The 14,970-nt window shown below is 69.7% G+C and carries 8 protein-coding genes; 4 read left to right on the top strand and 4 right to left on the bottom strand.

Going from position 1 to position 14,970, the window contains the following annotated elements; genetic code table 11:
- Positions 1 to 31: 31 nt before the first annotated feature.
- Positions 32 to 1,066, top strand: coding sequence for a phosphotransferase (locus MYSTI_RS40420; protein ID WP_015346239.1), 1,035 nt, complete (start codon positions 32 to 34; stop codon positions 1,064 to 1,066).
- 50 nt (positions 1,067 to 1,116) lie between these two features.
- Here MYSTI_RS40420 and MYSTI_RS40415 read toward each other — a convergent pair whose 3' ends face one another.
- On the bottom strand, positions 1,117 to 3,477 hold the full coding sequence (locus MYSTI_RS40415; protein ID WP_015346238.1) for a M12 family metallopeptidase: 2,361 nt from the start codon (positions 3,475 to 3,477) through the stop codon (positions 1,117 to 1,119).
- 200 nt (positions 3,478 to 3,677) lie between these two features.
- Positions 3,678 to 5,558, bottom strand: coding sequence for a WD40/YVTN/BNR-like repeat-containing protein (locus MYSTI_RS45200; protein WP_044278523.1), 1,881 nt, complete (start codon positions 5,556 to 5,558; stop codon positions 3,678 to 3,680).
- Between the two features lie 420 nt (positions 5,559 to 5,978).
- Here MYSTI_RS45200 and MYSTI_RS03100 point away from each other — a divergent pair, with 420 nt between their 5' ends.
- Complete coding sequence (locus MYSTI_RS03100) at positions 5,979 to 7,847, top strand: Hint domain-containing protein (RefSeq protein WP_015346236.1); 1,869 nt, start codon at positions 5,979 to 5,981, stop codon at positions 7,845 to 7,847.
- Between the two features lie 201 nt (positions 7,848 to 8,048).
- The gene (locus tag MYSTI_RS03095; RefSeq protein WP_015346235.1) at positions 8,049 to 9,539 is read left to right on the top strand and encodes a hypothetical protein; all 1,491 of its coding nucleotides are present in this window, start codon (positions 8,049 to 8,051) and stop codon (positions 9,537 to 9,539) included.
- 130 nt (positions 9,540 to 9,669) lie between these two features.
- Here MYSTI_RS03095 and MYSTI_RS03090 read toward each other — a convergent pair whose 3' ends face one another.
- Positions 9,670 to 10,155: a gluconokinase gene (locus MYSTI_RS03090; RefSeq protein WP_015346234.1), complete on the bottom strand. Its 486-nt coding sequence runs from the start codon at positions 10,153 to 10,155 to the stop codon at positions 9,670 to 9,672.
- 192 nt (positions 10,156 to 10,347) lie between these two features.
- Between MYSTI_RS03090 and MYSTI_RS03085 the strand changes: the two genes are divergently transcribed.
- The gene (locus MYSTI_RS03085; RefSeq protein ID WP_015346233.1) at positions 10,348 to 11,790 is read left to right on the top strand and encodes a hypothetical protein; all 1,443 of its coding nucleotides are present in this window, start codon (positions 10,348 to 10,350) and stop codon (positions 11,788 to 11,790) included.
- Here MYSTI_RS03085 and MYSTI_RS42830 read toward each other — a convergent pair.
- Positions 11,778 to 14,741, bottom strand: coding sequence for a GON domain-containing protein (locus MYSTI_RS42830; protein WP_015346232.1), 2,964 nt, complete (start codon positions 14,739 to 14,741; stop codon positions 11,778 to 11,780). The two genes, MYSTI_RS03085 and MYSTI_RS42830, sit on opposite strands and share 13 nt — an antisense overlap.
- Positions 14,742 to 14,970: the final 229 nt, after the last annotated feature.

Genomic DNA, 14,970 nt, shown 5'->3' with positions numbered 1-14,970 from the left:
GCGCTCACTCTCCGCGGCATGGGGACGCCCCGTGCTGCTGGCCGAGCCCCAGGTCCTCCGCACCCAGTCGCGCTGTCACGTCGTCCGAGCCCGCGTCCGAGGCGGCGACGTGGCCACCGTCGTCCTCAAGCACTTCCACGAAGACCCCATGCTGGGCCTGGATGAGTGGGCGGGCCTGGAGCTGCTCGGCCGTCACAACCTCATCACCGCGCCGGGCCTCATCGCGGGCGACATCTCCTCGCGGCTGCTCGTCCTCGAGGACCTGGGCACCGGCCCCAGCCTGGAGGACCTCTTCCGCTCGGACGACCCGAACGCCGCCACCGGAGGCCTGCTGGCCGTGGCCCGCATCACCGCGCAGCTCCACGCGCGCACCCGCGGCGTCCAGGGTGACTTCGACCTGCTCCGGCACTCGCTGAGCCCCCGCCCCATGCGGGTGCGAATCGACAACGCGCGCTCTCTGCTGGAGCACGCGGACCGGCTCCGTCGCTGGGCCGAAGCCGTCGACTCGCCCGTGGCCCCGGGCACGCAAGAAGACCTGGAGCGGCTGGCGCGCGAGCTGGCCGAGCCCGGCCCCTTCCTGTCCCTCACCCACGGGGACATGGCCCCCGGCAACACCCTGTTCACCGCCAGCGGGCCCCGGCTGCTCGACTTCGAGTACTGCGGCATGCGGCACGCGCTGTACGACGCGCTCATGTGGCTGCTCATCGTGCCCTTGCCCGACGAGCTCATCACCCGCGCGGACCTCACCTACCGCATCACCCTGGCCCCCGCGTGCGAGGCCGCGCAGGTGGACGCCACGTGGACCCGCGCTCGCGCCATGGTGGCCACCGCGCGCACGGTGAACATGTTCCAGTGGATGTCGCCGCGGACCTTGGAGCGCAACCGCGACTGGGCCCCGGGCTTCTCCGAGCGCGCCGCCCTGCTGCGCCACCTCTCCCGCGCCCGCGTCCTGCGCGAGCCCTTCAACCCCGTCCCCGACCTCTCGCGCACGCTGGACGCGCTGGAGCAACGGCTCGCGGAGCGCTGGGCGGGCACCCCGTCGTTCACCTGGCCCGCGTTCCGGTAGCGCGTCCGGCCGGAGAGAGCCACCCCTCTCCGGCCGTCGCCACGAGCGCGTCAGAGCCCCAGGCCGAAGTGGTCTCCCGACTCGACGATGTCCACCAGGTACACGGGCGCCTGGACCCAGCGCTGCTCGCGCGCGCGGGAGAGCCCCGAGGCCCCCGCGCTGTAGAGCACCTGGACCGCGCCCGCGTCGACCACGCCCCCGACATCCTCGTACGGCGCGGCGACCGCGAGGTCGAGAGTGCCATTGCCGTCGAAGTCTCCCGCCGCGAGCCGCGAGCCGAAGACATCCTGGGCCTCCGCGCCCTCATCCACCTGCGAGCCCTCCTGCGACCAGCGCTGCTCTCGCAACCCCAGGAGCCCGCTCGGTGAGCCATGCATGACGTGGACGATGCCCGCGGCCACCACCGTCCCCACCGACTCCCGGGGCACACCGATGGCCAGGTCCAGGTGCCCATCACCATCGAAGTCCTCGGCCACCAAGGAGGCGCCCAGGCCATCCCCCGTCTCCGCGACGTCCGAGACCCCCGCCGAGTCCTGGTTCCACGCCAGCGCCCCCGTGGACACCAACCCCATCCCCGAGCCCGTCAGCACCGTCACCGCGCCCGCGCCCGGTGAGAGCCCCACCGTCTGCCCCGGCGCGCCGATGGCCAGCTCACTCCGGCCATCCCCATTGAAGTCCCCCGCCGCCAGCGCCGAGCCGAAGAAGACCTCGCCCGTCACGGCCCCGGGCACGCCCTCCCTTCCCGGCACCCACAGCTGGTTTCCCTCGCTCATCAACCCGTCCAGCGAGCCCCACAGGACATGCACCGCGCCGACGTTGGCGACGCCCTCCACCGACTCGAACGGCACCCCCACCGCGAGCTCGTCGAAGCCATCCCCGTTGAAGTCGCCCGAGCCCAGCGCGGAGCCGAACCGGTCTCCCGTCTCCGACACGTCCAGGATGTGCGTGGACGACTGGCTCCAGCTCCGAGCCCCCGTGCCCGTCAGCCCCGTGGGAGAGCCGAACAGCACCGTCACCAGTCCGGAGTCCAGTGCGGAGGAGCCATAGTCCTCACCGGGCACTCCCACGGCGAGGTCGTCATGACCATCGCCATTGAAGTCTCCCACCACGAGCGAGGAGCCCATCGCATCGAAAGCCTCCGCGCTGTCCGGGACGCCCGCGGTGTTCTGGTGGAACACCCTGTCGGTGCTCCAATCCAGGCCCAGCGCCGAGCCCAGGAAGACGTGGACCGAGCCCGCGTCGACAATGCCATTCACGTCATCACCCGGGACGCCCACCGCCACGTCCGCGAAGCAGTCGCCATTGAAGTCCCCGGTGGCGACGGCCGCGCCGAACTGGTCCGCGTTCACCGCCACGTCCTCCACGCCCTGCGCGTCGCGATGCAGCCACAGCCCCGCCGGCACCAGCCCCGATGCCGAGCCCCACACCAGGCTCACGGCGCCCTGGTCCGTGCCTTGCCCCACGTCCTCGTGCGGCGTCCCGATGACCAGGTCCGCGTAGCCATCTCCATTCACATCCGAGCGGCGCCCATGGCCATGCAGGCGCTTCACCGCGCAGATGTCCGCCAGGGTCGGCGCCTCGCGGTTGGCGGAGAACGGCGAGCCGTCCAGCCGCGTGAGCGTGGGCTCCCCGTTGGCGGAGAAGGCATCCGACGCGTAGTGCATGAGCGAGTCGAGCCCGTAGGGGCCCAGGTTCCGCCCCGTCTCGCCGCGCTGGGCGAAGGTCTCGAAGGCCTGGGTGTACGCGGGCAGGATGTTGCCCCAGCGCACCAGGACGTTCCGGTCCCGGTCCGTCCGGGCCTGCTCGTGCCACAGCCCCAGCACGTGCCCCACCTCATGCAAGGTGTTGCCCGTGGTGCAGGTCGGCGACAGCGTCACGAACTGCTGTCCCCCCATCCTGCCGACGTGGGAGGAGCACCCCGAGCCCGGTCGGAAGGTGACGAAGTCCATCTGCGTGGTGCGCGGCACGAAGCGCAGCGGCGTGACGGACTCCCATTGCCTCAGCGCCTCCATCACCCGCCCGGTGTCCGGCAGCGCCGGGTCCAACGTGTACGGCACCACGCTTCCGGGCCAGCGGGAGATGGCGCGAATGGCCCCGGCGCCGTGGGCCTCCACGGACAGCGCGGACGGGCCGCCGACGGAGACCTCGGGCGGCAGGAGGATGTCGCCCTGGAAGACCCGCTCACCGTCGATGTCCTCGTAGGAGAGCGATTGAATCCCTCCGGCGACTCGAAAGCTCCCGCGCCGCGCCTCCCCTGCCCGTCCCGGATGGGCGAGCTCCTGCGGTGAACGCGAGCCCGCCTCTCCAGCGGTGCTCCCACAACCACTCGCGCTCCAGGCCAGCAACCCCACCACCACGCCGGCGCGCGTCCAACACGGTGAAACACAGCCTCTGTTCTCATGTCTCGACATGGAAGGTCTTCCCCCTGAGGGCGGGCGTGGAGCCCGCGAGACGCGGCGCGCTCTCGACAATCGAGATGCACCTGCATCTTGATTGCGATATTACGCAGGGGGTCTGACACATGGACGTGTTTCACGGCGGCGCCTCCCACCGGCGGCTCGACACCGGCGGGAGGCTTCGGCCTGCTCGTTCGCGCGACGCGGCGGACGACTCAGGGGCGCTTCAGCACCTGCCCCTGGCTCCCCACCACCCAGGCGCCCGCGCCCGTGCTCCACGCGCCCACGAGCGCCCCGGACGTCCCGCTCTCCTGACGCCGCCAGCGCATCCCGTCGTAGTGCAGCACCACGCCGCCCTCGCCCACGGCCCAGACGTCGTTGCTCGCGGAGCCCCAGACATCCTTGAGCGGCACCCCCGCCGCGCTGGTCGTGTCGACGTCGAAGACGATGCCGTCGTAGTGGACGATGAGCCCCTGGTCTCCCACGGCCCAGACATCCCCCTCCCCCGCGCCCCAGATGCCCCGCAGCGTCGCGGGAGGGTCGACCGACAGGTCCAGCCAGTCTCCTCCTCCGAAGAACTCGAACCGGCCGCTCGCGCCCACCGCCCACGCGGACGTCGAGGACGCCATCCACACGTCCTGGAGCGTGGTGCCCCCGCGTCCGCCATCGAGCCAGGACGTCCCGCGCCACAGCGCGCGCTGCCCATGCTCACCCACAATCCACACGTCGTCGGAGGCCGTCCCGTGAATCCCCCGGGCCACCAACCCCGAGGGCAGCACGTGCCGCTCCCACGTCCTGCCATTCCAACGATAGGCCTGGGCTCCCACGGCCCAGACCTCGTCGGGCGACAGCGCCCAGGCCGCGACCACGGGCTCCGGCGGAGGCTCCGCCACCCGCCAGCTCCGACCATTCCAGACCAGCGCCGCGCCACTCGAGCCCGCGCGCCCCAGAACCCAGACATTGTCGGACGCGGACCCCGTCACGACACTCCAGCTCGCCCCGGGCACGGCGCTTCCTCCCACCCGCTGCCAGCCCCTGGGTGTCTTGCGCAGCAGTCCGCCCTTCGCCCCCGAAATCCAGACATCGTCCCCAGACGTCCCCGAGATGGCGAGCAGGTCCTCCCCCGTCCCCGAGTCCACGCTCGCGAGTGACTGTCCATCCCAGTGGAGCAGCACCCCTTGATGCCCCACGAGCCAGACATCATTCGCGCCGCTTCCCCAGACCCCCGTCAACGGAACCACCCGAGGACTCTGCACGGAGACCCAGCCGCTGCCCGTCCACCGCGCGACGGCGCCCGAGGCCGACACCGCCCACCCCGTGCCCCCTCCCGGAGCCACCCAGAGCGCGGTGTACTTCTCCCCGGAGGGACCCGGGCTCGGCAGCTGCGCCGTGTGACGCCACCCCTGCCCCTCCCACCGCGCCAGCCGCTGTGCGCCCGCCAGCGCCCAGACCTCCGACGCGGACGTGCTCCACGGCGAGGAGAGCGGCGCATCCGCCAGCCCCGCGACCCACGCCCACCCCGTGTCACTCCGCCGCCACACATTCCCCTGGGGCGCCTCATTCGTCGGGGCTTGGGTCAGCCACGCCTCCGTGGATGACACGACGGTGAGCCCCGTCACCTGCCCCGCGCGCGACACCGTCTCGCGACGCCACTCCCGGCCATCCCAGCGCGCCACCGAGGCGTCTCCCCCCGCGAGGACCACGCTGTCCGCGCCGGAGCCCGAGAGGAACACCGCGCCCCCCGCGACACCGCTGGCCTGGCCCTTCCAGTGCTGTCCATTCCAATGGAACACCTGCCCCTCCCCCGCCGCCCAGACCGCCGAGGGCCCCGCGCTCCAGACGGCCTTCAGCGCTTCGCCCGAGGGCGTGGGATGCGCCCAGCACCACGCGTCCACGGTGCAGGCCCCTTCGTGAAGGCTCGCGGGCCCACCATCCGTCCCCGCGTCGCTTCCCGCGTCCCCTTCCGTGCCACCCGCGTCACGCGGCCCCGAGTCCGTGCCCGAGTCCTCGTGGACGCCTCCGTCCTCCCCCCCTCCATCCCCCGCGTCGGAGGGAGGCGGAGGCCCGTCACCCTCCTTGTCGGAGGCGCAATTCATCACTGTCAGTCCCACCCACAGCAAACCCAACCAGCGCCACGCGGCGCGTCGAGTCTGGTGTTGGCGGGAACGTCCGCCAGCCGACATTGCAAACATGAGCGACCTCGCAAAGAAAGACATCCACCACTGCCATGCGGGAAAGCACTATTGCCATCCACCGCGCCAGGGATTCACCATCCGTGAAAATCGCGCATTCCAAACATGGCGCGACAGAACGGACAAGCTGAAGTCTATCGAGGACGTAGAGGGGGGTTCCACAACATCTCGCCCACCATCACCGCGCGCCTCGTGAGAGGCGGGCGCCTCCCGACCGCTGTGCATTTCCAGGCAAGACAAACGCTCGCAAGGCCACACGTGTATCCGTGACCCACGCGCGATGTCTGTCCTGTCGATGTCGTCGTCAACCCAGGAGGAGTCAAGATGAGTGCATTCTGGAAGCAGAAGGCTCGGCTATTGCCTCTCGCCGGTGTGGTGTTGCTGAGCGCGGGCTGGAGCAACACGCTCAATGCCCCCGCGGAGGACCGTCCCCGGGCCCAGCGGCTGGTGGAGCGGTTCGACAAGGAGACCGAGGGCAACGACGCCCTCCACATCAACCTGAACCTCGCCGACGACGGCGACTATCAATTCCTGGTGGGCCGGCTGACGTCGGCCGGGAAGGACGAGAAGAACGCCCCGGAGCTGTTCAACCGCCTGGGCTTCATGCGCGAGCGCGCCCTGACGCGCGCCGCCCCGTCCGCGACGCCCGCGGACGAGCCCGCCTGGTGCAATCACTTCCTCAAGTACAAGAACCCGCCGCTGCCCTCCAATGGCTACACCACGTACTTCCCCGTCGTGGAGGTGGCCTGCAAGGACGGCGCGGACTACGTCTACGCCGACCTCTTCAACTACGACGAGGACGAGAACGGCGCCAACTCCGTCCTCGTCTCCTCCAACTCGGGTGAGGAGTACGGTGACGGCCGGGCCTTCGACGACGTGGAGGCCGTCGCCACCATCGCCACCGGCAAGGGCCGCGTCCTGCGCATGGAGTCGCTGGTGATGGCGCTGGGTCCCAACCTCGACCAGACCACCTATGTCCTGGTGCGCTCGGCCGTCATCAACTCGCCGCCGACGATGACCTTCTCCCATCCTCGGAAGATTCTCGCCACGCCGACGCACGCGGAAATCTATGCCTGTCAGCTTCGCGGCGGCACGGACTGTGACTACTCCGTCGCGGGCTACCGCAACGGCGTCCTGAGCCCCTTCGTCTCTCCCGCCACCAGCACCGGCGTCGCGGCGAGCTACGCCAATCAACCGGGCACCCTGAACCCGGCGGACTACTGGACCTTCGGCGTGCCGTACAACTACGAGAACCTCTATGTCCCGGTGCGCGGCGTCCTGAGCGCGGGCGCGGTCAACAACTTCCAGTGCATCGTGTCCAAGATCGAGAAGGCTCGCATCCAGATGATTCTCAGCGACACGGGCCGCACCTGTCTCAACAACGCGGAGTTCATCCCCAGCATCCCCGTGGGGGCGAACACGAGCAACCTCAACGTCCTGACGAGCATGAGCCGGCTGTTCAACACGCCGGGCCCGGGACAGAGCCCCAACAGCTGCGCGGCCTCCACGGTCGTCAATGAGATGACCCGCTTCATGGTCACCATCATGGGCAAGATTCGCTGCAACACGCCCACCTCGCCGGAGAAGCCGTTCGTGGTGATGTATCCGACGGGCGCCTCCGGCCTGACGTCGAACATCTTCTTCCACAACAGCTGCATGGCGGCGGGGACGCGCGTCACGCTGGCGGATGGCAAGGTCGTCCCGGTGGAGCAGGTCAAGCTGGGCGACAAGGTCCGCGCCAACGACAAGGGCGCCCTGCTGTCCGTCATGGACATCGCGCAAGGCAATGAGGTCAAGCCGCTCCTGCGCCTGCGCGACAACCAGGGCCACGACGCGACGCTGACGGAGATGCACCCCGTGGTGATGGCCACCGGCGAGGTGGTCACCGCCAAGAGCCTGAAGGTGAAGGACCAGGTCCGCACCGACAAGGGTGTCTCGACGCTGACGTCCATCTCCCCCGTCTCGAGCGAGAACGCGCGGGTCTACAACCTGCGGCTGGGCACGGACCAGGAGCTGCTGGCGGTGAGCAAGAACGGCCGCACGCTGTTCGCCGGCGGGTTCCTCGTCGGGGACCTGAGCATGCAGGACGCCCTGACGCGGCCCGCGCGCGAGCAGGTCTCCGTCACGGAGACGCTGCCCAAGGCGTGGCATCAGGACTTCCTCAACAGCATGAAGCCCGCCGTCCAGCGCTGAGTCGCTGAGCGACGCGCGCCGCCACGCTCGTCCCCGGGAGTGGCGGCCCGCGCGCCTGTCTCACCTGTCGACACACGTGTCTGTCTTCACTTCCTGGAGGCGGAACAGGGCACCGGTGCGCCTCCAGGAATGTCAGACCGCATCGATATTGAGACCCCTGAGCGGCGCCATCCTCGGCGTCGCCGAAAGGGTTTCTTCATCATGAAGAAGTCATTGATCTCCATCGGGCTCATGGCCGGAATGACTGGGGTCGGCTGCGCGGGTCTCGACGATGTCGAGGCGGACGCGACCACCCAGGACACCCAGGGCCTGGTCACCCAGGTCACCGGGACGAGCCCCATCACCTTCGTCACCGCGGCGGGCAATGTCACGACGCCCTATGACCAGTCCTCCACGTCCGTGGTGGCCTACACGCGGGATTCGACGACGGGAGCATTCACCGCTTATCCGGGCACGGGCGCCGCGGATGGCACCCTCTCCGTGCCGAATGTCCCGTCCGGCCGCATCTACCTGAAGCTGGGCCCGCGCTACCTGGTGAGCACCGACCGCACGTTCGACCTGGGCTCCACGGAGTGGGGCCGCAATGGTTCCTACGTCTCTCAGCCCACGCCCGTGACGGTGTCCGCCACCGGCCTGTCCCCCTGGCATCCGGCGGACCACCTGGACCTGTATTCATTGAACGCGGGTGCGTTCGGCTTCATGGGCAGCGCGGCCACGGGGCGCCCCCTCACCGGCGCCACGTCGTTCTCCGCGCTGAGCTTCAGCTACGCGGACATGACCCACCCCAAGCTGCTCGACAGCAGCCTGGGCGACGTCTTCTCCCTGGCACAACTGCGGTGGCGGACGACCGTGAATGGCGTGCCCTACCGCGCGATGCACAAGGTGCTCGACGCGAACGTGACGCTGGTGCCGGGCCAGCCCACCACCATCAACGGAACCTTCACCCAGCCCGCGGCGACGGGCACCTTCGCGGTGGACTGGAGACGCTCCGCCTTCGAGGCCCTTCGCACCCAGGTGAACCCGAACGCGGTCAGCGCGTACAACGAGATTCTGATGTCCGCCCGGCCCGCGGCACTGGGCACGGCGGTCGCGTCCATCAGCGGGCCTCCCTTCCTCCTGAAGCTCAACCCCGATGCGCTCCAGACCGACATCCTCACGGGGGCCATGACCTACAACAACCCGCTCCCGGCGACGTGGCCGAAGGTGGCGAGTGCCACCGCGGGCTTCACGAAGAGCTACGCGCTGGGCACCGCGACTCCCTACACCATGAGCGTGGACATCCGCATCGACCAGGAGGCGAGCGCCTTCACCGCGGAACCCGTGGTGCCCCTCATCGGGCCCGTGCAGGCGCCCCTGGTGAACACGCGGGGCGCGTTCCAGAACCTCACGGGCGTCGGGTTCGATGCCTCGCTGCGCTGGTCGAAGCCGCTGGTCGGAACCGCCACGAACTACGTGGTGAACATCTTCCGGCTGGGCACGTCCAACGGCGCCACCACCGCGACACGCGTGGCGATGCTGCACACGGACCTCCAGAGCGTGTACCTGCCCCCGAACGTGCTCCAGGCGGGCCAGACGTACTTCGCTGAAATCCAGAGCTGGTACCAGCCCGGCTCGAACCTGGCGACGAGCCCGTTCAAGCGCGCGCTGCCGCGCGCCCGCGCCAGCGTGCTCACGGGCACCTTCAGCCCGTAGTCGGTGAAGTCCTGGGGAGGGAGGGAGTCCGCTCCCCCTCCTCCTCGTGAATCGCGGCGCACCACCCGACTCTCGCCAGGGCACCCGACGCCCCCACGGGCAGCGGGCCTCCCGGGCGGGAGTCGCGGCATCAGAGGCCCAATCCCTCTCGGATGTTCTTCACCACCACGTCAGGGGGCGGGGTGACGTCCACGGAGAGGGCATCGTCCGGGACCTCCAGCGTGGCGAGCTGGCTCTCCAGCAGTGAGGGCGGCATGAAGTGCCCTTGTCGGCGGGAGAGCCGCTGCGCGAGCACCTCGCGGGGGGCATGGAGATACACCCAGCGCGTCTGGGAGGGCTCCACCGACAGGGCCGCGCGGTAGGACTGCTTGAGCGCGGACGAGGCCAGCACCAGGTCCTCGCCCTTCGCCACCGCCGTCTCGAGCCGGGCGCGCACCGTGGTGAGCCAGGGCCAGCGGTCCTCGTCGGTGAGCGGATGGCCCGCCGCCATCTTCTCCACGTTGGAGTGAGGGTGCAGCTCATCCGCGTCCAGGAAGCGCCAGCCGAGGCTCTGGGCCAGGGCCTGCCCCACCGTCGTCTTCCCGGCGCCCGACACTCCCATCACGATGACCACCATCCCTGACGGCCTCCTCGCACCGTGGACCTCCGGACATGGTGCGACGCCTCCTCCCCTCCCGCCACTCCCCTCCGTGACGATTGCCCACCGCCCCACGTCCCCGCGGGCATGGAGGGATGTCCACTCCGTGCCGTCCGAAGCCCTGTCGGTCTCGCGGACGTTGTCTCGTGGACGTCTCGTCGGAGAGCCTCGATGCGCGCCGCCCCAAGCCTCGCGCGTCAATGGCTGACGGTGGCGCGCTTGGAGCAGGTGGAGCGGCGGCGTATAAGACGAAGCCATCCGGACCGCGCCGCAGGACAGACACCACTCGTGACCCAGTTCGACCTCCGATGGTGCGTCCGCGAAGGCCAGGCGCCTTGCTCGGCGTTGGTCAAGAGCACGGACCCCGCACTGCCTTCCTCCGCCGTCGAGCCCCTTCGCGAGCTGGAAGCCCATGCGCGCGACGCGGCCGCGTTCTTCACGGACCTCGGCCTCGGCGATGGCGCCGCCCATCCCGACCTCCTCCTCATCGCGAACCTCGCAGAGCCGAACGCGCGCAGCATCACCTCCGCCGACGAGCTCGGCGGGTGCGAAGGAGTGCTCCGCGACTCATCGCTCTGCCAGGGACAGGGCGCCATCCTGTTCGGCGTGCGCGCCACCCAGCTCTGCACCGACGCGGACGTCGTCACGCACGAGCTCTCCCATGTCTGGCTGCGCCCGAGGCTGGGGGAGGGCCGCTGGTCGCTCGACGCCGCGGGCACCTCCAACGACCCGGCGCTCATCAAGGAAGGGCTCGCGGACTTCCATGCCGCGCTGAAGAGCGGAGACCCGCTCTGGGGCGAGCACTCCGCGTTCCCCACGGAGGCGGCCCGCTCGCTCCGGGTGAAGGTCTCCTTTCCCGAAGCACGCACCGGCTTCGCCCACGGCGACTCGCTCGCCCTCTCGAGCGCGCTGTGGGAGGTGCATGCGCACGCGAAGGCCCTCTTCGTTCAAGGTCTCACGCGCTACCTCGTCCAGACCGCCTCGCCTCCGACGGCCCTCGCGCCATGGGCCCGAGGACTCGCCGTCGAACTGGAGAAGCTCGACCCCGCGCTCGGTGCGACGTGGCTCCGGACCGCGGAGCAGCATGGGCTCTTGCTGGAGGAGCGTGTGCTCGACCTCCGCGTCGGAGCGATGACCCGCGCCCCCGCGGATGCGTTCCTGGTGCCGGGGCGACGGGATGTGCCGGAGGCTTCGGTGCCGCGCTCGGTCCTCCAGTTCCGAGGAGACGCCCCCACCGCGGGGAAGGCCCTCCTCGCGCTGCGAGCGGGCCCCCGCGCCGAGCAGGACCTGGAGGTGGTCCTCCGGCCCGGAGCGCCCGTGGATGAAGCCACGGCGCTCGGTGCACGCGTCCGGTTCACCCAGGTGGGCGGGCGACTCGAGGCCCCGCTGGAGCTTCCACGAGGCCCCTACTACGTCCAGCTCCTCCATCGCGGGGAGGCGGCCACCTGGGTGGATGACCTCTCCATCCGCCTGGTGGAGACGCCGCCTCCGCCCGCCCCGAGCCTGCTCGCGGTCGGCGTGGGACTGCTGGCGGCGAGCACCTTCGCGCTCGCCGCCCTGCGATGGCGCCGTGGAAAGAGGGCGGCCACCGCCCGCCTCCATCAGGGCGCGTAGACGAGCTGGATGGGCTTGATGTTGACGATGGGATTCCCGCCGACGACGAAGTTCCAGCCGCAATAGCCGCCGCCCATGAGGTGCACCCGGCGCCCGTCGGTGCTGTAGGCGGTCGTCCCGCTCGCCTCGAAGCCGCCGACGATGAACTGGTTGGGCGCCACGGCGAACGGCAACCCGGTGAGGTCGATGTTTCCGACGCCGCTCCTGCTCATCGAGGCCGCGCAGTCCATGGCGGCGCCGTAGGGAAGCGATGTGAGCGTCGACTGGCTGTGGTTCAGGCTGCCGCTCGACGTGGCGAACGTCAAATCCCCGGGACTGACTTGGAGCGTCGCCGGATGGAGCCGCACCTTCGTGAAGCGCGTCCGCACGTCCGTCCCGGGAGAAGCCCCGCCCGCGGTGTACTGCGAGTAGTTGCCGTTCGTCGTGTTCTGGAGCGAGAGGTACTCCTTCGGCGTGCCCGCCATGTCCGCGCACCAGGCCGTCCAGCCCTTCTTCGGGTCGCCTCCGACGTAGAGCGTGTAAGGGCCATCCGCCAGCGCCGGGTCGGCGGCGCGGCGCTCCGCGCAGGTCGAGAACCACTGGTTCTTGCAGAGGCCCGCGACACAGCTCCCGTCCCCGCAGTCCGCGTCACCGAAGCACTTCTGCCCCTGCGCGCAGCCGGTGAAGCAGGCGGCCCCGCAGTCGATGTCCGACTCGCCAGCGCTGAGCTTCAGGTCCTTGCACGTCGCGTTGACGCATTGATAGCCATTGCTGGCCCCGCTCGCGCATTGCGCATCGATGCCGCAGTAGGTGCCCAGGCCGCAGGCATTGCAGCTGCCACCGCAGTCCGCCGCGCACTCCCCATTGTCCTTGGCGTTGTCCTGGCAGGCGTCGGCCACGCAGAACCCCATCGCGGAGCCACTCTGGGGCTGCAGCTTGCAAGCGTTGCTCTTGCAGTCGCCATGCTGGTAGCAGGCGCGGCCCACGGAGCACTTGCCGCAGAGCGCGCCGCCGCAGTCCGTGGCCGTCTCATCCCCGTCGATGATTCCGTTCTTGCAGTGGTCGGTGTTCGAGCACGCCCCGTCCGCGCAGAAGCCGACCGCGCAATCGCTGTTCTTCGAACACACCTTGCCTTCGGCACAGCCACCACACTGGCCACCGCCGCAGTCTTCGTCGGTCTCGAGCCCGTCCTTCGCGAAGTTCTTGCACTTGGGCGTGCAGTAGCCGAGCCCCGGCGACACGTCCCACGTGTTCTCGTACAGCGGGAACTCCTTGCTGTAGAGCTCCGGCGGATACCAGGTCGCGCCCAGCTTGGTGCCGGAGGTCCCCAGGAAGCTCGAGCCCGGGATTTGCCCTCGCGCTCCGACCTTGAGGCCCAGCCCCAGCGCGAGGCCCAGCTTCACCTCGCCCTTCGGCTGCCAGGTCGTCGCGCTCTCATCGCAGGACGACGCATACGACGCGCGGCCGATGACGGAGGCCCGGACACCCGCGTTCAGGCCCATGGTGTCGTAGATGAACGCGTTGATGCGAGGAATCAGTCCGCACGTGGCGACGAGCGCGCCGCCTCCCGTCACCTGGACCTCGAACTTCTTCGCCGTCCCCACGGAGGGGCCCGTGTGCGTGAGCTTCCCCTTCTCGTAGCGCGCCGTGTACTTGAACGTCAGCGACTGCTCCAGCATGACGTACGCCTCGATGGCGGCCTTCGCCTCGAAGCCACACTCGAGGTCCAGCTGGAACGTCTCGGTGAAGACCACGGGCACGGGGCCCGCGGCGACGGTCTGCGTGTACGGCTTGGAGATGAAGAGGGTCTTCTTCCACGCCGTCCCGGGCTTGAGGCCCGGGTGGTTCATGAAGAAGTCCTTGGTGTGTGTCGCGACCTCCTCCCGCGTCGTGGGGGCCTTCTTGAACATCTCCTCCAGGTCCACCCCCGACTTGCCTCCCGCCGAGGCCAGGTTGGCGTCGAGGTTGACGTCCATGCGCTCGGTCGCGCGCAGATAGCTGTCCGCGTTGAACCAGAGCGCGAACGGGTTCTCCCCGCCGATGGAGCCCAGGCCCGGGACGCGGAACCCCACCTGGAGCTTCGGGTTGAAGGCCAGCGACCCGGAGACGGTGCCCTCGCCCTTGAGGTTGAGCTCCATCGGCAGCTTGCCGGACGGGTTGAAGGTCTTCGTGTAGTTGCCGGAGAAGAGCTCGGCGGAGACGGACTTCTTGATCTCCTTCTCGAGCGGGATGCTCTTCTCGAAGCTCTTCGCCGTGACGGTCTGCCAGACCTTCTTGGCGGCCTTCACCAACCACCCGAACGCCGGGTCACCGGGCGCCGCCGGAGGCAGCGGGTTGCCGTCCTCGCCGAGGTCCCCTCCCTCGAGCGGATAGCTGTCCTTCAGCAGCTCGGGGAGCTCACTGGCGAAGTCCGTGTCCGCGTACAGGTTCGCGGCGGCCCACTCCAGGTCCAGCTTGGCCAGGTCGACGGGCTGGGCCTTGTCGGGGTCGAACGTCATCTGGACTTCGCCCTCGAAGAGCTCCTGCAGGGCGGGGCTCTCCGTCGTGACGACGAGGTCCTCGCCCTGCTCGGCGATGCTCACGACACGGCGGGCGAAGCCCAGGGGGTTCTTGCCCGCACCCGCGCCCGGCCCCGCGACGACGATGCGCCCCGGCTTCCACGCGAGGACCTCCGCGTGTGTCGCCTTGGGGAAGATGAGCGAGGTGGGCGTCACGGTGACGTCGTCCGTCTGCGCCTGGGTCGCGGCCTCGACGCCGGGCCGAGGGACGAGGGTGTTGTAGTCAGGGTCGAACGCGGGCCGCCAGTTGGCGCCGACGGCGTCGAGTTCCTCGGTGGTATCGCCTCCCGAGATGACCGTCCCCGAGGGGAGGGACGTCGAAGGCGGGGGCTTCGAGGGCTTGTCGCTACAGCTCGTGACGCCCACGGCGCTCAGACAGAGAAGGGCCAGCGGGAGGGAGTGTCTTGTCTTCATGACGTCCTGTTCGAACGGCTGTCTCTGATTGGCGCAGCCGGAGAGACGAGGTGCGCACGGAGGGCCTCTGGAGCGAAAGCGAGGGCCCACGCCGGCGGGTGAGAGGAGGTCCCGGGCTCTTGCAGTCCAGGTGCCAGGGGGATGGCGGAGTGAACCCGCGGCGCCGCCTCGGCCTCGAAGCCGACGCTGACACGTCAGTCCCCTCCGCTGACGTGTCAACTCCTCTCTG

Source organism: Myxococcus stipitatus DSM 14675 (genome assembly GCF_000331735.1).
Lineage (GTDB): Bacteria > Myxococcota > Myxococcia > Myxococcales > Myxococcaceae > Myxococcus > Myxococcus stipitatus.
Note: the sequence above shows the minus strand (reverse complement) of the source record. Positions and strands in the feature narration are given on the sequence as shown.